Source organism: Moraxella sp. CTOTU47915 (genome assembly GCF_031986685.1).
Taxonomy (GTDB): domain Bacteria; phylum Pseudomonadota; class Gammaproteobacteria; order Pseudomonadales; family Moraxellaceae; genus Faucicola; species Faucicola tetraodonis.
Genome location: NZ_DAMAAE010000006.1, coordinates 129,072 through 151,274 on the forward strand (window position 1 = coordinate 129,072; position 22,203 = coordinate 151,274).

The window sequence follows — 22,203 nt, forward strand, 5'->3', positions numbered from 1 at the left end:
TTATTTTTTCTTAGCTTCTTTACGAGCGACATACTCATCGCTATAACGAACGCCTTTGCCTTTGTAAGGCTCAGGTGGGCGATAGCCACGAATGTTTGCTGCTGCTTGACCTAGCTTTTGTTTGTCGCTAGATTTTAACACGATTTCAGTCGCAGTTGGGGTTTCAGCAGTAACACCTTCAGGTAGTATATATTCGATTGGGTGTGAGTAACCTAAGTTTAGGTTAACTTTATTGCCAGCAACAGCGGCTTTATAACCAACACCAATCAATTGTAGACGACGTTCGAAGCCTTCGGTAACACCTTTAACCATGTTGCTTAATAATGCACGAACTGTACCAGTGTGCATCCAACCGTCTTTGGTGTCAGATTTTGGTGAAAGAATAATTTGATTATCTTCCTGTTTTAGCTCGACCAAATCATGCAGGCGTAAAGTTAGCGTACCTTTGCTACCTTTAACTTCAACCTGCTGACCGTTCAAAGTAACACTTGTACCATTTGGTAGTGCTACAGGGGCTTTAGCCACACGAGACATACGGGTAATTCCTATAAAAGTGATAAAAAAACGAACAGGCACAACAAACTATGCCTGTCCCTCTTAATGTTAATTAAGCTACGAACGCAATAACTTCGCCGCCTAATCCAGCTGCACGAGCTTCACGGTCGCTCATGATGCCTTTATTGGTAGAGATGATTGCTACACCTAGACCTTTTTGGACGCTTGGTAGTGCATCTTTACTACGGTATTGACGTAAACCTGGACGACTATAACGTTTAATCGTCTCAATAACTGGTTTACCTTCAAAATATTTTAACTCGATGGTTAATTCAGCTTTACCTGTGCCAACTTCTTGAGTTTCTGCGGTTGCAACATAACCTTCTTTCACTAGTAAATCAGCAATTGATTTACGTAGTTTTGAGCTTGGCATAGTCACAGACGCTTTTTGAGCCATTTGTGCATTACGGATACGAGTCAACATATCAGCAACGGTATCTTGCATACTCATATTGTTTCCCCTTACCAGCTTGCTTTATGAACGCCAGGTACATCACCTTGCATTACTTTTTCACGAATCATGTTACGTGAAAGACCAAATTTACGGAAATAACCATGTGGACGACCTGTCAATGCACAACGGTTACGTAAACGTACAGGTGAAGCGTCACGTGGCAATGCTTGTAATGCCAGCATGGCGTCCATACGTTCTTCATCAGTTGCGTTGATGTCGCTGATAATTGCCTTAAGCTTTGCACGCTTCTCAGCATATTTAGCAACAGTCGCTTCGCGTTTAAATTCGCGATTAATCATACTTTTCTTTGCCATATTGCCTTATCCTTGCTGTTAGCCCTTGAATGGGAAGCCGAATGCTTTAAGCAATGCACGACCTTGATCATCAGTTTTTGCGGTAGTCGTAATAGTAATGTCTAAACCACGAATACGGTCGATTTTGTCAAAGTCAACTTCAGGGAAAACGATTTGCTCTTTGATACCTAGTGAATAGTTACCACGGCCATCAAATGCTTTATCTGTAAACCCGCGGAAGTCACGGATACGTGGAATAGCGATTGAGATTAAACGATCTAAAAATTCGTACATCTGTTCGCCACGTAACGTTACTTTACAGCCGATTGGCCATTCTTCACGGATTTTAAAGCCTGCAACTGATTTGCGAGCTTTGGTTACTACAGGTTTTTGACCGGCAATTGCCGTCATATCCGCTAATGCGCCTTCAAGAACTTTTTTGTCTTGCGCCGCATCACCCACACCCATGTTTAGGGTGATTTTGGTGATTTTAGGGATTTCCATAACGTTGGCTAAACCAAGCTCTTGCTGAATTTTTTGCTTAAGCTGTTCGTTATATTGTGTTTTAAGTCTTGCCATTACTGATACCCTTAGATGGTTATGCAGTCGCCACAACTTCACCAGATGAACGATAAACGCGTTGTTTTTTGCCTTCGTCGTTCACTTGGTAAGAAATACGGTCTGCCTTTTGGGTTGCTGCATTATAAATTGCAACATTTGAAATGTGTAAAAATGCTTCTTTCTCGATAATACCACCTTCAACGCCAGTCTGTTGGTTTGGCTTTTGGTGTTTTTTAACGATGTTGATGCCTTCAACTTTTACACGGTCTTCTTTTACTGCTAGTATTGTACCTTGCTTGCCTTTATCTTTGCCAGCAATTACAATCACTTGGTCGCCTTTACGTAATTTTGCCATGTTTTCCTCACAATACTTCTGGGGCTAATGAAACAATTTTCATAAATTGTTCGCCACGTAGTTCGCGGGTTACTGGTCCAAAAATACGTGTTGCAATTGGTGCTTTATTGTTGTTCAACAACACAGCTGCATTATCATCAAAACGTAGTACTGAACCGTCAGGACGACGTACACCAAACTTCGTGCGTACGACTACCGCGTTCATTACATCACCTTTCTTGACACGACCGCGTGGAATTGCTTCTTTCACAGTCACTTTAATGATGTCGCCTACTGATGCATAACGACGATGTGAGCCACCTAGCACTTTAATGCACATAACTCGTTTTGCACCACTGTTGTCTGCAACTTCCAGCATTGTTTCAGTCTGAATCATCGCGTTACTCCATAAATTGGCAAAACAAGTCTTTGCCACAATAAGCCATTTTTAAGGTGGCGTATTGTAGCAGTTACTGACTTGCTTTGCAATTATAACTATCTATTTAAGTTAAATTAAATATTAACTGCTTTTTCTACGACGTCTACTAACACCCAAGATTTGGTTTTTGATAGTGGACGTGTTGATTTGATACGAACTGTATCACCAACGCCACACTCATTATTTTCGTCATGAGCATGTAGTTTGGTAGAACGGCGAATCATTTTGCCATATTTGGCATGACGAATACGACGCTCAACAAGTACAGTAATGGTTTTATCCATTTTGTCACTGACAACTTTACCAGTGACTGTACTTTGTTCAGTAGCGTTAGCTTGGTTGGTATTTTGCTCACTCATGATTAAGCCCCTTGGTTTTCGGTGTTCTGTTTTTCAGAGATAAGAGTCTTGATTTGAGCAATCGTACGACGATTTGCTTTAATCTCATGGGTGTTGCCTAACTGACCAGTGGCTTTTGCCATACGAAGACGAAATGTTTCTAACTGTTTTTCGTCTAGTAATTGGGTCAGCTCTTCGACTGATTTGTCTTTAAGTTCACTGATCTTCATTACATTATCGTCCGTTTAACAATGGTGGTTTTGAAAGGCAACTTGGCAGCTGCAAGCGTGAACGCTTCAGTTGCTAGCTCGTCAGAAACCCCTTCGATTTCATAAAGCATTTTGCCTGGTTTGATTTCGCATACCCAGTATTCTACTGGACCTTTACCTTTACCCATACGAACTTCTAGTGGTTTTTCGGTAATTGGTTTGTCTGGGAATACACGAATCCAAATTTTACCACCGCGCTTGATACGACGTGAAATTGTACGACGAGCAGCTTCGATTTGACGTGCAGTCATGCGACCACGTTCTACTGATTTAAGTCCGATTGTACCAAAAGATACGCTACTACCACGGTGAGCTAACCCCGTATTACGTCCTTTTTGTACTTTACGAAACTTGGTACGTTTTGGTTGTAACATATCGATTAACCTCTGTCTTTAGCTGGGCGCTCACTACGTGGGCGGTCGCTACGATCATTACGAGCACGACGTTTTTGAGGTGCACGTGCTTGTTTTTCTTCTTTGACTGGATTATATACACGGTTCATGCCATCAAGCACTTCTCCACGGAAAATCCAAACTTTTACACCGATAGTACCGTAAGTGGTTTCTGCGCGTACATTTGAGTAGTCAATGTCAGCACGTAATGTATGCAATGGTACACGACCTTCACGATACCACTCTGAGCGAGCAATCTCAGCGCCGCCAAGACGACCTGATAGCTCAACTTTGATACCTTGTGCGCCAGCTTTCATACTGTTTTGAACAGCACGTTTCATAGCACGGCGGAACATCACACGACGTTCAAGTTGTGAAGCAATACCATCAGCCACTAGACGTGCGTCTAAGTCTGGTTGGGTGATTTCTTCAATGCTAACTTGTGCTGGTACGCCCATTAATTTGGTAAGTTCTTTTTGTAGGCTTTCAATATCTTCGCCTTTTTTACCAATGATGATACCAGGACGTGCCGTGGCGATAGTGATTTTAGCTGCGCCCGTAGGACGTTCGATGCTAATACCGCTGATCATCGCTGCTTTAAGCTTTTTCTCTAAATATTTACGAACTTGTAAGTCGTTGATTAAGTATTCAGAGTATTTTTTTGGATCTGCATACCAATTAGCGTTTGATTTACGGATTACGCCAAGACGGATGCCGATTGGATGAACTTTCTGTCCCATATTATGCTCCTACCTTAACTGTGATGTGGCAAGTACGTTTGCTAATACGGTCAGCACGACCTTTGGCACGTGGTAAAACACGTTTTAACGTAATACCTTCATCCACATAAATGGTAGAAACACGCAATGTATCGATGTCTAAACCATTGTTATGCTCAGCGTTAGCAATCGCAGATTCTAAGCATTTTTTAACCAATTTAGCGGCTTTTTTGTTGCTAAAGGTTAAGATATCTAATGCACGCTCGATTGATTTGCCGCGAACTTCGTCAGCAACTAAGCGTACTTTTTGTGCCGAAATGGCGGCACCGCGTAATTTTGCAGTTACTTCCATGATGAGCACCTTATTTCTTAGATTTCTTGTCAACGCCGTGACCACGATATGTACGGGTTGGGGCGAATTCACCAAGTTTATGACCAACCATTTGCTCGTTTACGATAACAGGTACGTGTGTACGACCGTTATGAACAGAAATAGTTAAGCCGACCATTTGTGGCAAAATCATTGAGCGACGTGACCAAGTTTTGATTGGTTTGCGTGAGTTAGTTTCTAACGCATTCTCAACTTTGGCAAACAAGTGCGCATCGATGAATGGACCTTTTTTCAATGAACGAGGCATGAAATTATTCCTTATTTCTTATTGACGCGACGACGGCGGATAATCATGTGGTCAGTACGTTTGTTAGAACGTGTTTTAAGGCCTTTAGCCTTTTGACCCCATGGGCTGGTTGGGTGTTTACCGAAGTTACGACCTTCACCACCACCGTGTGGATGGTCAACTGGGTTCATTGCAGTACCACGAACGGTAGGACGAACGCCACGCCAGCGGTTGGCACCTGCTTTACCCAATGATTTAAGGTTATTTTCAGTGTTTGATACTTCACCGATAACCGCACGACAATTTACGTGGATACGACGAGTTTCGCCTGAACGTAAACGAACGATTGCATAGATACCATCACGACCCAATAATTGAACCGCAGCACCTGCTGAACGAGCGATTTGTGCACCTTTACCGATTTTAAGTTCGATATTGTGAATCACTGTACCCACTGGAATGCTACGTAGTGGCAAGCAGTTACCTGGGCGAATTGGTGCAGTTTCACCAGAAATAACGGTATCGCCTTGTTGCAATTTTTTTGGTGCGATGATGTAACGACGCTCACCGTCTGCATATTTAAGTAATGCAATGTGTGCAGTACGGTTTGGATCGTACTCAATACGCTCTACAACAGCAGGGATGTTGTCTTTGTTACGTTTGAAGTCAACAACACGGTAATGCTGTTTATGACCACCACCGATATGACGGGTAGTGATGCGACCGTTGTTGTTACGACCACCAGTTTTGCCTTTTGACTCTACTAATGCTGCATAAGGACGACCTTTATGAAGGTGTGGATGCACCACTTTCTCGACAAATCGGCGACCTGGTGATGTCGGTTTGGCTTTTACGATAGGCATTGTGTAATCCTTATTCGTTGTCAGCAGCAGGTTGTTCTGCTACGTCGGCTACTTGAACATCTTGACCAGCTTTTAAGGTCACATAGGCTTTTTTGAAGTCTTGACGACGACCTACCGTGCGACCAAATCGCTTTGTCTTACCTTTAACATTTAAAGTGTTAACTTTAACTACTTCAACACCTTCAAACATTAATTCTACGGCTTTTTTAATCTCTTTTTTTGTCGCGTTGGTGTCAACTTTGAACACTTGCACACCTAAAGTATCGCCCAAGATTTGAGATTTTTCTGAAAATACAGGTGCTTTTAGTACCTGATATAGTCTTGCGTTATTCATGCTAACACTCCCTCAATTTCTTTGGCGGCTGCGACAGACATGATGACTTTGTCAAACGCAATTAGGCTAACTGGATCAACTTCAGTGCTACCTAGTACGCTGACGTATGGAATATTGCGAGCAGCTAAGTAAAGATTTTCGTCAACTTCATTGGTAACGATTAATGCTTTAGGGGCATTTAAGTCTTTAAGTTTAGCGATAAGCTCTTTAGTTTTTGGTGCTGAGATGCTGATGTCATCAACCAATACTAAACGGTCTTGACGAATCAATTCAGCAAGAATGCATTGCATGGCACCACGGTACATTTTACGGTTCACTTTTTGTGACCAATCTTGTGGTTTGGCTGCAAATGCGCGACCACCACCGACCCAAATTGGGCTACGGATGGAACCTGCACGTGCACGGCCAGTACCTTTTTGACGCCATGGTTTTTTACCACCGCCAGATACTTCACCACGCGTTTTTTGAGCACGGCTACCTTGACGACCACCCGCTAAATAAGCGGTAACTACTTGGTGTACAAGTGCTTCGTTGAATTCACGACCAAATGCTACGTCTGATAGCTCAACCGCCGAACCTGTTACTGTATTTAGATTCACGTTAATCCCCTTGATTAAGCTTTAACTGATGGACGTACGATAACGTCGCCACCGTTGGCACCAGGAATTGCACCCTTGATAACTAGGATACCTTTTTCAGCATCAACTGAAATCACTTCTAAGCCTTGTACGGTCACACGTTTGTTACCCATTTGACCTGGCATTTTTTTGCCTTTAAATACACGACCTGGAGTTTGGTTTTGACCTGTAGAACCCACAACGCGGTGAGATACTGAGTTACCATGTGTCCAATCTTGTGAACGGAAGTTGTGGCGTTTGATACCACCTTGGAAACCTTTACCTTTGCTGGTACCAATTACGTCAACGATTTGACCTACTTGGAACAAGTCAGCAGCGATTTCACTACCTGCTTCGCGGCCTTCAAGTTCGCTGTCTTCGACGCGAAATTCCCAAGTGCCACGACCTGCAGCAACGCCAGCTTTTGCAAAGTGACCTTTTTGAGCTGCATTAACACGAGAATCACGACGTTCACCAGTTGTTACTTGGATAGCTTGGTAGCCGTCTGTGTCTTGTGTTTTGATTTGAGAGATACGGTTGGCAGTAACTTCAACAACAGTTACAGGAATTGAAACACCTGCTTCTGTGAAGATACGAGTCATGCCGCATTTTTTTCCGACTAAACCGATCGCCATGTTGTTAACCTCTTAATTTTTACTGTTATTCAATATAGGTGTTACCCTAAGGGGTTAGCCTAATGCGATTTGTACATCAACACCCGCCGCCAAATCTAACTTCATCAGTGCATCGACTGTTTTGTCAGTAGGCTGAACGATATCTACCATACGTTTAAATGTGCGGATTTCGTATTGGTCACGGGCATCTTTGTTCACGTGTGGTGAGGTTAAGATGTTAAAGCGTTCAATGCGAGTTGGTAGCGGTACTGGACCACGAACTTGTGCACCTGTGCGTTTTGCGGTATCAACAATCTCTTGAGCTGATTGGTCAATCAGACGATGGTCAAAAGATTTAAGTCTGATACGGATTTTCTGGTTAGCCATGCCAGTAAGCTCCTAATATAAAGTTTGATATGGGTTAATTTGCGTTGGGTGTTAAGCTGTTATTGAGTAAACACCTAACTTGCATTTTTTACCTGTTTTTAACAGGCACTTTTTGAAAATAAAAAAATTTCAGTCCCACTCAAACCATTAACTTGCAATACATAGATAGCATTATTAATAGTCGGTGAAACTGTATTCTTTAATTTCGTGTCGCAAACAATGGAGCGACTGTATTAAAGGGCTTATTCTTTTATGAATTGACGAATCATCTTCGTCGCCCTGCAATAAGTTAAGTGGGCTGTATTATACCGATTTTTTGGGTAAAAGCAATAGGCTAATCTAGCAAAATATCATATTGTTCTTGATTAAAACGGTTATCACTCTCCAAGTTAATCGGACGACCCAGCAAATATTCCATCTCTGCCACCGTATCCGCTTCAATGGTTTCAAGCAAATCAATCACCCCGCTATTTGCGACCACGGTAAATTTCTTAGGGGCATTATAGGTTCTGGCGCAGCGCATCAATTCGCGGAAAATCTCCAGACACACGGTTTCGGCACTTTTAACAAAGCCTTTACCGCCACAGGTTGGACACGGCTCACAAAGCTGTTGTTGTAGGCTCTCTCGCGTGCGCTTGCGAGTCATCTCGATGAGCCCAAGCGCTGAGACTTCGCTGATGTTGGTTTTGGCATAGTCACGTTTGAGCTGTTCTTGCAGGCTTGCTAGCACTTCATCGCGGTGTTGTTGCTCTTGCATATCGATAAAGTCAAGAATGATAATCCCGCCCAAATTACGCAGTCGCAGCTGACGGGCGATAGCGTGGGTGGCCTCCAAATTGGTTTTATACACCGTATCTTCAAGAGAACGCCCTCCGACAAATGAGCCTGTATTGACATCAATGGTGGTCATGGCTTCGGTTTGATCGATGATAAGATAACCGCCTGATTTGAGATTAACACGGCGATTGAGCGCGTCTTTTAAATCATCTTCAACGCGGTGAACATCAAATAACGCCTGCTCGCCATCATACAATTGAATACGTGGATAAATCAGTGGGACAAATTCTTTGGCAAAGTGACGAATAGCGTCAAACACTCGGGCGTTATCGACCGTCACCCTTTCAGTCTGCTCACCAATCAAATCTCGAATTGCGCGCAAAGGTAGCGACAAGTCTTGATAAATCAGCTCAAAACGACGATGGGTCGGCGTTTGCTCACGGCGGGCTTGTACCATCCGCCAAAGCTGCAGTAGATAATAAATATCTTCTTCAAGTTTGGATTGCGGGATATTTTCGGCAGCGGTACGGGCAATCAATCCGCCTTGCAGATTGACTTGGTGCATCAGCTCGCCAAGCTGTGTTTTTAACCGCTCTCGCTCATCGCCATCAATCCGCTGTGAGATGCCGATATGTTCACCATACGGCAAGTACACCAAATAACGCGAAGGCAATGACACATCCGTCGTCAATCGTGCCCCTTTACTGCCTAATTGGTCTTTAATCACTTGCACCAAGATACGCTGTCCTTCATACAAGCGGTTTTCTATCAACTCGCTAGGCGGTGGCTGATAGGTGGTTGTGGTCATCGCCAGCGTAGTGGTGTCAGGGTCTAAGGTGTTGTCAATCGCGGGGTTTTGCGGTTTGGACGGTTCAATGGCTGAAAGCTTAGGACGCAGGGTCTGCATATCATTGACATGCAAAAACGCGGTGCGCGATTGCCCAATGTCGATAAACGCCGCCTGCATTCCTGGCAGTACGCGCACCACTGTGCCAAGGTAGATATTGCCCACTGAGCCAAGTTTGCTATGGCGTTCGATAAAGATTTCGTTCAGTATCCCATCTTCGAGCACCGCGACTCGGCTCTCAGATGGGCTGATGTTGATGAGTAGTTCTTCGGTCATTATTAACAGCTTTTTAAAATTTTTAGTTGCCGTTATTCTACTCGAAGTTAGTTATCTGCACAAAGCTAAACTAAATTAGCTGTTGTTTTAGTTCATTGATTGTTGTTACAAGCTTGGTTGGATGTTCTTTTGCCAAAACATCGGCTTTTTCACAGCCGTAACTTACAGCAATGCTATCCATCTGTATTGCATTTGCCATACGGATGTCATGAATACTATCACCGATAAAAACAGCGTCTTCAATTCTTGTGCTTGTTTCTACCAAGATTTGCTCAAGCATTAAGGGATTTGGCTTACCTGCAGTTTCGTCAGCGGTTTTGGTGAACGTAAAAAACGCTTGAATCCCAGAATTGGGTAGCACGCGCTCCAGACCTTTACGTTTTTTCCCTGTTGCAATGGCTAAGGTTTTGCCTTGTGCGTGTAAATCTTGAATCAATTCTTTGACACCATCAAACAATTTGTCATTGTCGCAATGCTTGACATAATACTCAGAGTAAGTGGCTAAAAGTTCATCATATTTATCGCTGTCATTAGGAAACAAAATTGGAAACGCATCGACTAACGCAATGCCGATAATAGATTTGGTGGCGTCATCGGTGACGGTTAAACCGTGCTTTTCAGCAGCATAGCGCATGGCATCGACGATTAAGCCAACCGAATCCATCAGCGTGCCATCCCAATCGAAAATGATTAGCGATTTGTTTTTCATGTTAATCATGTTGATTCTCTAGCAAATTTTGCATATCGACTGGCAATTCGGCTGTAATCGTTTCATATTCCGGAATTTCGAGCTGATAAGCATGCAAGCACAAGCGGCGCACGCTTTTATCGCCTTTAGCCACATTCGGATTATATTTATCATCACCCAACAGCGGATGCCCGATACTCGCCAAATGCACCCGAATTTGGTGGGTACGCCCTGTGAGCGGTTTGGCTTCAATTAAGCTGACTTTCTGACCATTTAACTCAAATTTTTGCAACACGTTAATTTGGGTTTGACTTGGCTTACTGTCTTCGGATTTTACATCTACTTTGACACGGCGTTCACCGCTTTTGCCTTCTTGTGTGGCAGGCAACGTGTATTTTAATAGCGGTTTATCAATGGTTTGTGTTTCGCTACTTATCCAACCTACCACCAAACACAGATAGGTTTTTTGCAAGGTTTTTTCTCGCAAATGTTCTTGTAAAGTTTTAAGGGTTGAGCGTTTTTTGGCAATCATCAGCAAGCCAGAGGTATCTTTGTCAATGCGGTGTACCAGCTCAAGGTATTTTTTACCCGTTGCTTCTCGCATGGCTTCAATCACGCCAAAACTCTCGCCACTGCCGCCATGCACCGCCATACCCGATGGTTTATTGAGCACGATTAAACCCTCATCTTCATACACAATGCGCTCTAGCAAGCTCTGGGCAAAGTCAGGACTAATCACGGGTTTTTCACGCGTGGCAAGCTTGATGGGTGCAATGCGCACCACGTCATTACGCTGCAGTTTATCGTGGGGTTTACAGCGTTTGCCATTGACACGGATTTCGTCAGAACGAATCATGTTATAGACATGTGAGCGCGGCAGTCCTTTAAGACGACCCAACAAAAAGTTATCAACACGTTGGTCATGCTGCTGGCGCGTGACGGTTAAGTAATTGACTTTAGCAAAATCTAAAATATCGTCATCTGCAGACTGCGGTTGTTTGCTAGGCATGCGTTTTGGGGTTTGATGAGCCGATTGTTGCGATGGGGTGTCGCGTTTTTTGTTAGGATGGGCGGGACGTTTGGGAGACTGCGCGTGCTCTGTCATATTTTGATAGCCGTTTACATAAAAATTTGCTATAGTTTAGCAGTTTAGTGCCTGTGCCGCTATGAATTCGCGCCATCAATTCGACTTAAACCCTGTTAAGCTTCATTTCAAAGTAGTGTATGCGGGATAATCAAACTGTCGCTTTTGCTGTCGCCCATACAGCCGAAATTTATTCATGGCGGTATGACTCACGATAGGGCGCACTTGACTGCCAATATTTATAGATTTTAAGACTGATTTTAATCAATATCAGCACACGACATACGAGTAACGAAGATAATTGTCATTTGAAAACATGTTCAAATAGTTTGTAAAGATTAGTGATATATAGAGATAACAGATAAATGGTGGGTTTTGTGCCTTACAACCACAAAACTGCTGGTAACGATTAGCGTATTATGCGCCTAGGTAAATGAACTCAATAGTTACGATTTTGAGATAAACGTTTACGGTTTTGGACGATTTACCATTTTAAATTGCCCACGCCTTTGTAAAACCTAACTTATCAGGCTTGCCATTTAAAGCGAAAACTAACGCTAACACTTTTTGACCAATAGGGAAAAGGGTTCATTCATTTGTCCTAAAACACACATTGTTTTGGGCAAAAAACCCCAATCCAGCATGATGGCTGTATTTACCTAACAGGCTTACAACCTCGCTATGGCAATAATCCAACTTAATCATGCAATTTTTGGTGAACAACAAACCTTGTTATCAAGCCACTTACGCTTGCTATCAGCGAGTCTAGTCAAGACTGTTTGACGTTGTTTCATCAAATGTTTGATAGCAACATTTATCTACGCTCGTATGTTTTGTGTGTTTAGGAGAAAACACATGAAGCGCATCCTAATCAATGCTACCCACGCCGAAGAAATCCGTGTTGCCCTGTGCAATGGCAATCACTTATATGATTTCGATTTAGAAAACCGTACCCGCGAGCAAAAAAAAGCCAATATTTATAAAGGCCATGTGACCCGTGTCGAGCCATCGCTTGAAGCGGTATTTGTGGAATACGGTTCACAACGTCAAGGTTTTTTACCGATTCGTGAAATCGCCCCAGAGTATCTAGCAGGTGACCCTCGCTCTACCAATAACATCAAGCAACTGATTAAAGAAGGCGATGAGCTCATCGTGCAAGTGGAAAAAGAAGAACGCGGTAATAAAGGCGCGGCGTTATCTACTTTGATTTCATTGGCGGGTCGTTATTTGGTATTGATGCCCAACAATGCACGTGGCGGCGGTATCTCTCGCCAAATCTCTGGCAAGCTGCGCGATGAGATGAAGCAAGCGTTAAGTGAGCTAAGACTACCCAAAGGCATGAGCGTTATCATTCGTACTGCAGGGATTGGTAAAACCACGGATGAGCTACAACATGACCTTGACCATTTATTAAACATTTGGAAAGGCATCCAACAACAAAGCCAAAAATTCCCCTCACCTCGCCTGTTGCACCAAGAAGCGGGCGTAGTCACCCGTGCCGTACGCGACTACCTGCGTGATGATATCGCGGAAATTTGGGTCGACAATGAATACGCGTATAATGAAGCGGCGAATTTTATTGAAGCGGTGATGCCGCAGCAAGCGAATAAACTGCGCAAATACACGGACTATGAGCCGATGTTTGCCCGTTTTGGAATTGAAAAACAAATCGAAACCGCCTACCAACGTGAAGTACGTTTGCCAAGCGGCGGTTCGATTGTGATTGACCAAACTGAAGCCCTGGTATCAATCGATATCAACTCATCAAAAGCCACCAAAGGCGCGGATGTCTCAGAAACGGCGTTTAATACCAATTTGGAAGCGGCAGATGAAATCGCCCGTCAATTACGACTGCGTGATATGGGTGGTTTGATTGTTATTGACTTTATTGACATGGCAACCGATGACCACCAAAAACAAGTGGAAAATCGTCTCAAAGAAGCCACCAAAAACGACCGCGCGCGTATCCAATTCGCTGAAATTTCACGTTTTGGACTACTGGAAATGAGTCGTCAACGCTTGCGTCCGTCACTTGAAGAAGCGACAGGCTACCTCTGCCCTCGTTGTCACGGTACCGGTATGATTCGTGACTTGCGTTCACTTGCTTTGTCAATCATGCGTCAAATTGAACAGCGCGCGCTACAAGAACGTCATGGCGAGGTGCAAGCAGAAGTGCCAACCGATATCGCGGCATTTTTACTCAACGAAAAACGTGAAACGCTGGTGTGTCTTGAGCAAGAAAGTGGCACGCGCATTACTATCTTGCCGCATGCCCATCTTGAATCCCCCGAGTTTAATATCACTTATAACAGTGACGGGTTTGCGCCATCGAGCTATGAGCGTGTCGCCGAAAGCCAACAACAAGAATATAAAGACCGTGGCTACGATACTAGCAACTGGCACACGGATGACAATGAAGTCAGCCGTGTAGCACCGACAGGTAATCATAATGCCTGGAGCAATGCTAGCAACGCCGCCAACACCACGCCTAGCCCTGCAACGCCATCCAACAAACCTCAGCAAACTGCCAACAATACGACTGCCCCCAAAGCTGCCGCGCCACAACCCGTGCAGCCGACTGCCACTGTCCCTGTAACTTCTGCAGTCGCTTGGCTATCGAACTTGTTTGCTCCTACCCAGCAAGCCCAAGTCACCCCACACTTTAGCGGTCAAGATGCCGCTTCGGCGATTGAAAGTCTCGTCAATACCGGCGCACAAAGCTTGGGGGTGCAAGGTCAAATCAATCACGCCGCATTGACGGCAAGTATCCCTGCGGTGAGCGCAAACACCAGTGAAACCAGCGCCAATCCTTATCAAGAAGCGTCTCAACAACCTTCAGCCACGGCTGAATCAAGCGATAAAGATGCCGAGCGCCGTAAACGTGGTAACCGCAAGCCAAAAGCTAAAAAACCAAACCGTTATCAATCTGAAACGAGTGAGGCGGAAGCTTCATCACAGGACACTGACAGCAATAAAGACAAGTCAAATGATGCGTCAAAAACTGCCAAAACTAGTGAGCTGCCAAAACGCGAGCCGAATAGTCGCCGTGACAGCCGCGGGGTCAAAGAACGTCGTGCTACACTAGCGAACGATGATAGCAACGCGTTTGTAGTCAATGATGTAACAGAGACTGATACCGCTGCTGCACCTGTCGATGGTAGAAAAAACAACCAATCCAGAGCAGACAAACCGAAAGGCACCAAACAACGTGATCCCAACAGTGTGCAAGTTCAAGTATTTAAAACTGAACAACAGCAACCTATAGCTGCGGTTGAAACAACGCACCTCTCGCTAGATGCCAGCAAAGGGGAAATTGCAAAACCTGAGGTTCAGCCAATAGCATCGGCTACGATGCCCGAGCCCACGACACCAGAACAGGAAACTCAGACGCCAGTTAACCCTAGCAGCGTTACAGTGTCCAATGATGAGGTAGCAGAGCTTGCTAAAGCATCCACACCATCTAAGCCATCAGCTGAGCCAGCAACTGCACAGCTGGCAGTGACACCGAGCCAAGGTCGTGCCAAAAATGACCCACGCGAAGTCTATAAGGCTTATCAAGCGCAATTTAGCCCAGTTGCCTCTGTAGTGAGCACTTCGGTGACAAAAATTTCAGGTACGGTGAGTCAGTTTATTAACCAGTACTTAGATAATGCCGCTGAAAAAATGGCAACCGACAGCGTGGTTAGCTGCTTTATCCAAGCCATCGATGCCTTTAATCATCAAGCTGCTACTACCACAGTAAAAGATAATATCGTAGTGGCTGAACAACAGCGTTTTGGGCAGTACTTTAGAAATTATGGCTATGCCAGTCTATCCGCGCAAAATTTGGATGATTATCATACGGCCATTTTGCCAGCCAATCAGTTCCAACGCCAAGCAGGCAAAACTGACGCTGCACTACCAGCGGTAACTAAACGCGCCATCAATGACCCACGCGGTTCTTTGGTTAATACTGCTGTCGCTCAAGCGCCGACTGATTCAAACCCGTCAGTTGCTGAGCCTATCTCGAATGAAACTGACAGTGGCAAAGGTCAAGTAGAAGCAGCCTCAACTCAATCAGCGTCGCCTAACCAAAACCATCTGTCCTATCAAGCAGGTAGCGTAGGCGCATGGATTGTGGCGCGTTTGGGCGAGCAAGGTCATGCTTTGATTGGGCAAGGTAAATTGGTCGAAGCTTACTTGCAAGCACACAATGCGCCAGTCGCTAACCGACCAACCGAGCCGGTCTCTGTGACAACAATAGCAGATGACGCTACAGCCAATCAGGACGTTGACTTAGTGCCAACAGCTGATGAATCCGCAGTAGCCTTTAATACTGACAGCGAAGGTGTTGAAGCAACGGACGTAGAAGATAGCGCAGAAGCAGCGGCGCAAAAACGTAAAACCACACCGGTAAGTTATAAGAACATGATTGAAAGTGTGGCAGAACAAATGAAACCGGCAACCGTTGGTATGCTGACCTTGGCAACCCCAAAAGCACCGAAAACCCGTACGCGTAAAGCTAAGGCGAGCGAAAAACCAGCAGCCAAACCCAAAACGCGTACCAGTAAAAAGGTGGAAAATGCCGTGGTTGTCACTAAAAAATCGACGACCACCGCCCAAACTGACGTAGCGCCCTCTCACGATGAGTCGGTAACGCCGTAGCCTAATCAGTAAATCAATCTTGTTTGCGTGCCTGTATAGCAATAAAAAAAGCAGTTCGACATGAACTGCTTTTTTATTTTAGCTAAAAATTTTAGCTACAAATTTTAGATACAAATTTTAGATACAGTGAATGGGCGGACTCGTTTAATGGGCAGGCTTATTACGAAGTTTTGAAATGACTGTCATGATCGCAACTACCACTAAACCTGCTAGCAAACCAACCAGTGCATTTAACAGGTTAGTGGTTAAGCCTGAAAACGCCCCTGACAAGTCACCTAAATGTTCAATTCCATGATGTAATGCGCCAACGCCATGTGCCAAAATACCACCACCCACCAAGAACATCGCCAAAGTACCGGCGATTGATAGCACTTTCATCAAAATAGGCGCAAAGGCTAATAAGGCTTTACCTATATTTTGTGCCGCTGATGACGACTTTTGTTGTAAGTGCAACCCCAAATCATCTATCTTGACAATCATGGCAACAAAGCCATACACACCCACTGTCATGATGAGTGAAATTACTACCAGTGTTACTGCCTTATCCAGTAAAGGCACCGTTGCCGCAATGGTACCGAGGGAAATCACAATGATTTCAGCCGATAAAATAAAGTCCGTCCGCACTGCCCCTTTGATTTTCTCTTTTTCATGCGCCACCAAATCTATGCTTTCATTGGCATTGGCTGCTACCCGTTCGGCTTGCTCGGGGTCATTGCTGCCAGCGTGGGGCCAAAATTTGTGCACCACTTTTTCTGCCCCTTCATAACACAGATATAAACCACCAATCATCAATAACCCGGTCACTAAGGCTTGCGAAATCGCACTAATAATCAAAGCCAGTGGCACCAAAATCGCTTTATTGACTAAGGAGCCTTTGGCGACACTCCACACCACAGGTAACTCGCGATCGGCTTTTACCCCTGACACTTGATTGGCGTTAAGTGCCAAATCATCGCCCAACACGCCCGCCGTTTTTTTGGCAGCGACTTTTGTCATCACCGATACATCATCTAGGATGACGCTAATATCGTCGAGTAAGGTTAACAAACTAGCAATTGCCATGATAAATTCCTAAAAAATAGTAAAAGATGAAAAAATAATAATAGTTATAACTAGCTGACGATTTATTAGTTTACAAATTTGTCATTCAAACACAATGTTTAAATTGTATTGCAACTTATCAAAAGTTATTTGCTTAAACGCTGAATTTTTTTAAAAAACCTAGTTAAGCAAACTTTGTTAAACAACCTTTTAATCCATTAATAGAACTTGGCTTTGAGCCGGTTGCTTTTAGCGCACCAAAAGATTGAAACAAGCGGAAAGATTGAGACGAGCAGAAAGATTGGAACGGGCAAAAATGTGAGCCCCGACCTAGTAGACCTGATAGATTATTAACAATAAGTTGACAGGGGTAGCGCTCATACGCCATAACAATATGGTAAAATAAAAACCTATATTAACGTTCTGTGGGTTTTCTCATGCTCATTCGTTTTGCAACTTATCGTTCTAAAACCTCATTAGCTACCCGTTTAATTACCAGTGTCATCACCGTGGCTGGCATTGTTGGTTTGGCAGGTTGTGATAATGCCCAATCGCGCACACCCGTCAATTCTGAAACTCAGAAACACGAAGCGACTAACAGCTCAGCCCCCGCGGCAAAAAATGAATCACAGCTACAGCAACTGCTGGCGGCAAATTTAGCCAAATCAGGTATCACCGCCAAAATCACCTCGGTGACAGCGACCAGTATGCCAAACATCTATTGGGTCAAAGCCGAAGGTTTACCGGCGTTTTTTACCGATGCGACAGGTCAATATGTGGTACAAGGGGATATCATCAAAGTCGGTGGTGCCAAACCTGAGCATATCTCAGCGAACTTGCAAGCGCAAGATGCGAAAGCCAGCCTTGCCACCATTGATAAAAAAGACATGATTATCTTCCCTGCCAAGGGGCAGACGAAAGCAGCAATCTATGTGTTTACTGATGCAGATTGTGGTTATTGCCGTAAATTTCACAGTGAAATTGATGAGGTAAATGCACTGGGTATCGAAGTGCGTTATCTACCTTGGCCACGTAGTGAACAAACCATGCCTATCATGGAAAAAATCTGGTGCAGCAGTGACCGCAAAAAAGCTTTAACCGATGCCAAATTGGGCCTGCCTATCAATGCACCGACTTGCAGTAACCCCGTACGTAAAATTTATGAGTTAGGCGCAAATTTGGGTATCAATGGCACCCCAGCCGTGTTTGACACAGAAGGTCATCAACTTGGCGGTTATCTGCCACCGGCTGAATTGGCACAGGCGCTCAACCTCAAATAAGTTCATCACCCCTGATGGGATAAAAACCAGCTAGTGCTCATTAGCTGGTTTTTTTATTTTAATTTTTTTGGGCAATTGGATTTTATACCTTACCAATCACAAGTTAGCATGGTATATTTAGCTAGCCAATTTTTAAACTTTTATTTTTATATTTTTGACATTTGAGAATTTTTTTTATGAATAATCGACCTATTCAATTAGCGATTTTAGGGCTTGGTACTGTGGGTACTGGGGTGGTTGAACTACTACAAAACAACCTTGATGAAATGACGCGTCGCACAGGACGTGAGATTAAAATTACCCACGTAGGCACGCGTCGCAACCGTACCGATATCCCAACAGACATCAAACAATCTGCCGATTTGCTTGATATCGTTCAGCAAGATGATGTGGATATTGTGGTGGAATTAATGGGCGGTACCACCACGGCTAAAGAGGTGATTTTAGCGGCAATCGAGCATGGCAAACATATTGTGACTGCCAACAAAGCCTTACTAGCAGAACATGGCAATGAGGTTTTTGCCAAGGCGGAGGCCAAGGGCGTCAAAGTGGCGTATGAAGCCGCGGTTGCAGGTGGTATTCCGATTATCAAAATCTTACGTGAAGGCTTAGCTGCCAACAAAATCGATTGGCTTGCAGGTATCATCAATGGTACAGGCAACTTTATCATGACTGAAATGCGCGATAAAAAGCGGGACTTTGCAGATGTCCTCGCTGAAGCCCAAGCGCTGGGTTATGCCGAAGCCGATCCGACATTTGACGTCGAGGGGATTGATGCTGCGCATAAATTAACGCTACTTGCGTCAATTGCGTTTGGTATCCCACTACAATTTGACAAAGTTTACTGTGAAGGCATTACCAAAATCACCAAGCAAGATGTGCGTTATGCCAACGAGCTTGGCTACCGTATCAAGCATTTAGGGTTTGCCAAACGTCGTATTTTAGACAGTGGCGAAGAAGGTATTGAATTACGTGTACATCCGACTTTGATTCCAAAACAGGTGTTACTTGCCAATGTGAATGGGGTAAAAAATGCCATCATGGTTGACGCAGAGCCTGTTGGACAAACCTTGTATTACGGTTCGGGTGCCGGCGCAGGGGCAACTGCATCAGCCGTGATGGCAGATGTGGTGGACATGGTACGCGCCCTTGCAGAGACCAATGATTCAACTGCCAATTTGGTGCCACATTTGGCGTTCCAGCCTGAGACACTCAATAACACACGTATTTTATCGAGCGATGAAATGATCACAGGCTACTATCTGCGCCTACAAGTCAAAGATGATTTGGGTGTACTAGCAGAAGTTACCCGCATTTTAAGTGAGTCTAAAATTAGTATTGATGCAATTTTGCAACAGCCAGCGCATGATGATACTAGCACTGATTTGCCAGTCATTATTATGGTTGACCCCGTTGTTGAGCGCAATATGAATGAAGCGATTGCTAAAATCGAAGCGTTAGATACCGTGACCGATAAGGTGGTGCGCATTCGGTTGGATGAGTTAATGCAGTAAAATTTAGGTAGACTCGACTGGTATATTTTACAGTATTTTCAGTAGTTTAATTTACATTTTAACTATGATAATATGAAATGTATCGCATTAGCAAAACTTAAAACATCTATTGTGATTGGCATGGTTGCCGTTTACAACCCTGTTTATAGACCCTAGTGATTTAGGTCGTAGTTTGCTTGTGACAACAGAAACCCTAACTCAAAGGAAATTTAATATGGAAAATTCAGTCGTAATCGTAGATGGCGTTCGCACCCCAATGGGTGGATTCCAAGGTGATTTGAACGAAGTATCAATGCCAGAGCTTGGTGCAACCGTCATTAAAGAAGCCGTCAACCGTGCCGGCGTAAAACCAGAAGAGATTGACGAAGTTATCATGGGTTGTATTTTAACCGCGGGTGCAGGTCAAAGCCCAGCGCGTCAAGCGATGCGTAAAGCAGGTATCCCAGATGCCACAGGCGCAATCAATGTCAACAAACTTTGTGGTTCTGGTATGAAAGCCATTATGCTAGGTGCCAACTCAATTCGTAGTGATGAGTTTGATATCGTGGTAGCAGGTGGTATGGAATCAATGACCAACGCCCCTTATGTGCTACCAAAGGCACGTGGTGGTTATCGCATGGGAGATGGCGAGATCAAAGACACCATGTTCTTAGATGGTCTTAAAGATGCTGATACCGGCAAGTTAATGGGTGCATTTGCGCAAGAAATGGCAGATAAACGGGGTATCACACGTGAGGCGATGGATGCATTTGCTATCGAATCGCTAAAACGCGCCAACACCGCCATCAATGAAGGTCACTTCAAAAACGAAATCGTTCCGGTTACTGTCAAAACTCGTAAAGGCGATGTAGTCATTGACACGGACGAACAACCCGGTAAAGCCAATGTAGACAAAATCCCAACCTTAAAACCCGCGTTCTCAAAAGATGGTACAGTCACTGCCGCTAACTCAAGCTCAATCTCTGATGGTGCAGCCGCCGTTGTATTGATGTCAGAAGACAAAGCCAAGGAAAAAGGCTTAAAACCACTTGCACGTATCGTTGCCCAAGCCACCCATTCACAACACCCAAGCGAATTTACTATCGCACCCATCGAGTGTGTGAAAAAAGTTTTAGCAAAAGCTGGCTGGAGCAAAGAAGACGTTGATCTTTGGGAAATCAATGAAGCATTCGCTATGGTAACCATGCTTGCTATGCAAGAAAATGACCTTGATCATGCTAAGGTTAATATCGAAGGCGGTGCTTGTGCATTGGGTCATCCCGTGGGGGCATCGGGTGCGCGTATCGTAGTCACACTTATCAACTCACTCAAACGCACAGGCGGTAAAAAAGGCATTGCTAGCCTATGTATCGGTGGCGGTGAAGCGGTTGCCTTAGCGATTGAATTAATCTAATTGTCTCATGCTAAAAAAAATCCCTAATCTGTATTAGGGATTTTTTTTGCGCATCAATCAAGCAATCATCTGATTTTCATGTTGATATAACTTATGATTGCCAAAGCTAAGAGATTCCCTAGGACTGTCAAGTAAAAAGCCCTACGAAATTCTGGCTTGGTCGATTTATGGCGTAATAACCAATGGGCAAACGCCGCCCCTACCCAGCCCCCAGCAAAAGCCAATTTATGAAGTGACGCTTCTTGCACACGCCAATCACCATTTTTGGCAGCTTTTTTGTCATGCGCGTACAGCAGATAGGTCGCCAAACTTATTGCAAAATACCAACCAATAATCCATAAGGGTAAGTGCTTAACCAGTACAACAGCGGTCAGTAACACAAAAAACAGCACCCCAATAGCCACCCACGTGAGTAATGTTTGATTTTTAAGGTCATTTTGAGCTTGACGAACTTGGCGGGCATGTTGCTGGGCAATTTTTTGTCTGACAAACGTCTGTTGCTGCACGTTGATAGCACAGGGTTTGCCATCTCTACCTTGCCCTATTTCAAAAACTACCGCTTCATTAAGCACAGGGCGTTGGTTCGCTCGGTATTCGCTGATATGAAAAAAAATAGCTTGGTCTTGCCAATTGTTATCGGTTTGCTCAATAAATCCAAAGCCTTTGTCATCTTTCCAGCGGATTATTTTTCCCTGATATTTTGTCATTGAAAATCACCTAATATATATGTTGATAACTCATTATTTTTTATTACTTATCTTTTATAACGCCTTATTGGGCGGGCAATGGTGTTTCGCGCTAAGTACTCTACCCGACTTTTTTCTATGTTTTTAATTTATTGCTAAAAGCCAATTTTTTTTACGCTTGGTTGCA

The 22,203-nt window shown here is 44.2% G+C and carries 26 protein-coding genes; 4 read left to right on the forward strand and 22 right to left on the reverse strand.

The window, feature by feature from the left end; translation table 11 throughout:
- From rplF to RTL34_RS06820, 20 genes are all read right to left on the reverse strand, one after another.
- Positions 1-534 carry a 50S ribosomal protein L6 gene (gene rplF / locus RTL34_RS06725; RefSeq protein WP_219331651.1) on the reverse strand — a complete coding sequence of 178 codons (534 nt, stop codon included), beginning with the start codon at positions 532-534 and terminating at the stop codon, positions 1-3.
- A 73-nt stretch (positions 535-607) separates the two neighbouring features.
- Positions 608-1,006: a 30S ribosomal protein S8 gene (gene rpsH / locus RTL34_RS06730; RefSeq protein WP_312115643.1), complete on the reverse strand. Its 399-nt coding sequence runs from the start codon at positions 1,004-1,006 to the stop codon at positions 608-610.
- Positions 1,007-1,017: 11 nt separating this feature from the next.
- Positions 1,018-1,323: a 30S ribosomal protein S14 gene (rpsN, locus tag RTL34_RS06735; RefSeq protein WP_007115558.1), complete on the reverse strand. Its 306-nt coding sequence runs from the start codon at positions 1,321-1,323 to the stop codon at positions 1,018-1,020.
- A gap of 18 nt (positions 1,324-1,341) precedes the next feature.
- On the reverse strand, positions 1,342-1,881 hold the full coding sequence (rplE, locus tag RTL34_RS06740) for a 50S ribosomal protein L5 (RefSeq protein ID WP_007115557.1): 540 nt from the start codon (positions 1,879-1,881) through the stop codon (positions 1,342-1,344).
- 19 nt (positions 1,882-1,900) lie between these two features.
- A complete protein-coding gene (rplX, locus tag RTL34_RS06745; protein WP_248107135.1) occupies positions 1,901-2,218 on the reverse strand; it encodes a 50S ribosomal protein L24 in 318 nt (105 codons plus the stop codon).
- A 7-nt stretch (positions 2,219-2,225) separates the two neighbouring features.
- Positions 2,226-2,594: a 50S ribosomal protein L14 gene (rplN, locus tag RTL34_RS06750; RefSeq protein ID WP_007115555.1), complete on the reverse strand. Its 369-nt coding sequence runs from the start codon at positions 2,592-2,594 to the stop codon at positions 2,226-2,228.
- 116 nt (positions 2,595-2,710) lie between these two features.
- Complete coding sequence (rpsQ, locus tag RTL34_RS06755) at positions 2,711-2,995, reverse strand: 30S ribosomal protein S17 (protein WP_007115554.1); 285 nt, start codon at positions 2,993-2,995, stop codon at positions 2,711-2,713.
- Between the two features lie 2 nt (positions 2,996-2,997).
- The gene (gene rpmC / locus RTL34_RS06760; RefSeq protein WP_007115553.1) at positions 2,998-3,204 is read right to left on the reverse strand and encodes a 50S ribosomal protein L29; all 207 of its coding nucleotides are present in this window, start codon (positions 3,202-3,204) and stop codon (positions 2,998-3,000) included.
- Positions 3,204-3,617, reverse strand: coding sequence for a 50S ribosomal protein L16 (gene rplP / locus RTL34_RS06765; protein ID WP_007115552.1), 414 nt, complete (start codon positions 3,615-3,617; stop codon positions 3,204-3,206). The genes rpmC and rplP overlap by 1 nt, the downstream gene beginning before the upstream one ends.
- Before the next feature lie 5 nt (positions 3,618-3,622).
- Positions 3,623-4,375, reverse strand: coding sequence for a 30S ribosomal protein S3 (gene rpsC, locus RTL34_RS06770; RefSeq protein ID WP_007115551.1), 753 nt, complete (start codon positions 4,373-4,375; stop codon positions 3,623-3,625).
- 1 nt (position 4,376) lies between these two features.
- Positions 4,377-4,706, reverse strand: a complete 330-nt coding sequence (gene rplV / locus RTL34_RS06775; protein WP_007115550.1) for a 50S ribosomal protein L22 — start codon at positions 4,704-4,706, stop codon at positions 4,377-4,379.
- Between the two features lie 10 nt (positions 4,707-4,716).
- Positions 4,717-4,992, reverse strand: coding sequence for a 30S ribosomal protein S19 (gene rpsS, locus RTL34_RS06780; RefSeq protein ID WP_007115549.1), 276 nt, complete (start codon positions 4,990-4,992; stop codon positions 4,717-4,719).
- Positions 4,993-5,003: 11 nt separating this feature from the next.
- Positions 5,004-5,834: a 50S ribosomal protein L2 gene (rplB, locus tag RTL34_RS06785; RefSeq protein WP_007115548.1), complete on the reverse strand. Its 831-nt coding sequence runs from the start codon at positions 5,832-5,834 to the stop codon at positions 5,004-5,006.
- 10 nt (positions 5,835-5,844) lie between these two features.
- Positions 5,845-6,168 (reverse strand): 50S ribosomal protein L23, encoded by a 324-nt coding sequence (rplW, locus tag RTL34_RS06790; RefSeq protein WP_007115547.1) that lies wholly within the window; start codon positions 6,166-6,168, stop codon positions 5,845-5,847.
- Positions 6,165-6,767 carry a 50S ribosomal protein L4 gene (rplD, locus tag RTL34_RS06795; protein ID WP_007115546.1) on the reverse strand — a complete coding sequence of 201 codons (603 nt, stop codon included), beginning with the start codon at positions 6,765-6,767 and terminating at the stop codon, positions 6,165-6,167. The genes rplW and rplD overlap by 4 nt, the downstream gene beginning before the upstream one ends.
- 14 nt (positions 6,768-6,781) lie before the next feature.
- Complete coding sequence (rplC, locus tag RTL34_RS06800) at positions 6,782-7,420, reverse strand: 50S ribosomal protein L3 (RefSeq protein WP_007115545.1); 639 nt, start codon at positions 7,418-7,420, stop codon at positions 6,782-6,784.
- A 54-nt stretch (positions 7,421-7,474) separates the two neighbouring features.
- Positions 7,475-7,786 carry a 30S ribosomal protein S10 gene (gene rpsJ, locus RTL34_RS06805; RefSeq protein ID WP_007115544.1) on the reverse strand — a complete coding sequence of 104 codons (312 nt, stop codon included), beginning with the start codon at positions 7,784-7,786 and terminating at the stop codon, positions 7,475-7,477.
- Positions 7,787-8,120: 334 nt separating this feature from the next.
- On the reverse strand, positions 8,121-9,686 hold the full coding sequence (locus tag RTL34_RS06810) for an Rne/Rng family ribonuclease (RefSeq protein WP_312115660.1): 1,566 nt from the start codon (positions 9,684-9,686) through the stop codon (positions 8,121-8,123).
- A gap of 70 nt (positions 9,687-9,756) precedes the next feature.
- Entirely contained in the window at positions 9,757-10,404 is a 648-nt protein-coding gene (locus RTL34_RS06815; RefSeq protein ID WP_312115663.1) for an HAD family hydrolase, read from the reverse strand.
- Complete coding sequence (locus tag RTL34_RS06820) at positions 10,397-11,479, reverse strand: RluA family pseudouridine synthase (protein WP_409455447.1); 1,083 nt, start codon at positions 11,477-11,479, stop codon at positions 10,397-10,399. The genes RTL34_RS06815 and RTL34_RS06820 overlap by 8 nt, the downstream gene beginning before the upstream one ends.
- 834 nt (positions 11,480-12,313) lie before the next feature.
- Here RTL34_RS06820 and RTL34_RS06825 point away from each other — a divergent pair.
- Positions 12,314-16,102, forward strand: coding sequence for an Rne/Rng family ribonuclease (locus RTL34_RS06825; protein ID WP_312115665.1), 3,789 nt, complete (start codon positions 12,314-12,316; stop codon positions 16,100-16,102).
- 144 nt (positions 16,103-16,246) lie between these two features.
- On the opposite strand, the gene RTL34_RS06830 is transcribed toward RTL34_RS06825, so the two are convergent.
- Positions 16,247-17,164 (reverse strand): DUF808 domain-containing protein, encoded by a 918-nt coding sequence (locus RTL34_RS06830; protein ID WP_312115667.1) that lies wholly within the window; start codon positions 17,162-17,164, stop codon positions 16,247-16,249.
- A gap of 416 nt (positions 17,165-17,580) precedes the next feature.
- Between RTL34_RS06830 and RTL34_RS06835 the strand changes: the two genes are divergently transcribed.
- The 3 genes from RTL34_RS06835 to RTL34_RS06845 all read left to right on the forward strand — a co-directional run bounded on the left by RTL34_RS06835 (position 17,581) and on the right by RTL34_RS06845 (position 21,330).
- Positions 17,581-18,423, forward strand: a complete 843-nt coding sequence (locus RTL34_RS06835) for a DsbC family protein (protein WP_312115669.1) — start codon at positions 17,581-17,583, stop codon at positions 18,421-18,423.
- A 176-nt stretch (positions 18,424-18,599) separates the two neighbouring features.
- Positions 18,600-19,937, forward strand: coding sequence for a homoserine dehydrogenase (locus RTL34_RS06840; RefSeq protein WP_099808453.1), 1,338 nt, complete (start codon positions 18,600-18,602; stop codon positions 19,935-19,937).
- Positions 19,938-20,151: 214 nt separating this feature from the next.
- Entirely contained in the window at positions 20,152-21,330 is a 1,179-nt protein-coding gene (locus RTL34_RS06845; RefSeq protein WP_312115672.1) for a thiolase family protein, read from the forward strand.
- A 65-nt stretch (positions 21,331-21,395) separates the two neighbouring features.
- Here the strand turns inward: RTL34_RS06845 and RTL34_RS06850 are convergent, their stop codons facing one another.
- Positions 21,396-22,037 carry a DUF1294 domain-containing protein gene (locus RTL34_RS06850; RefSeq protein ID WP_312115674.1) on the reverse strand — a complete coding sequence of 214 codons (642 nt, stop codon included), beginning with the start codon at positions 22,035-22,037 and terminating at the stop codon, positions 21,396-21,398.
- Between the last annotated feature and the right edge of the window lie 166 nt (positions 22,038-22,203).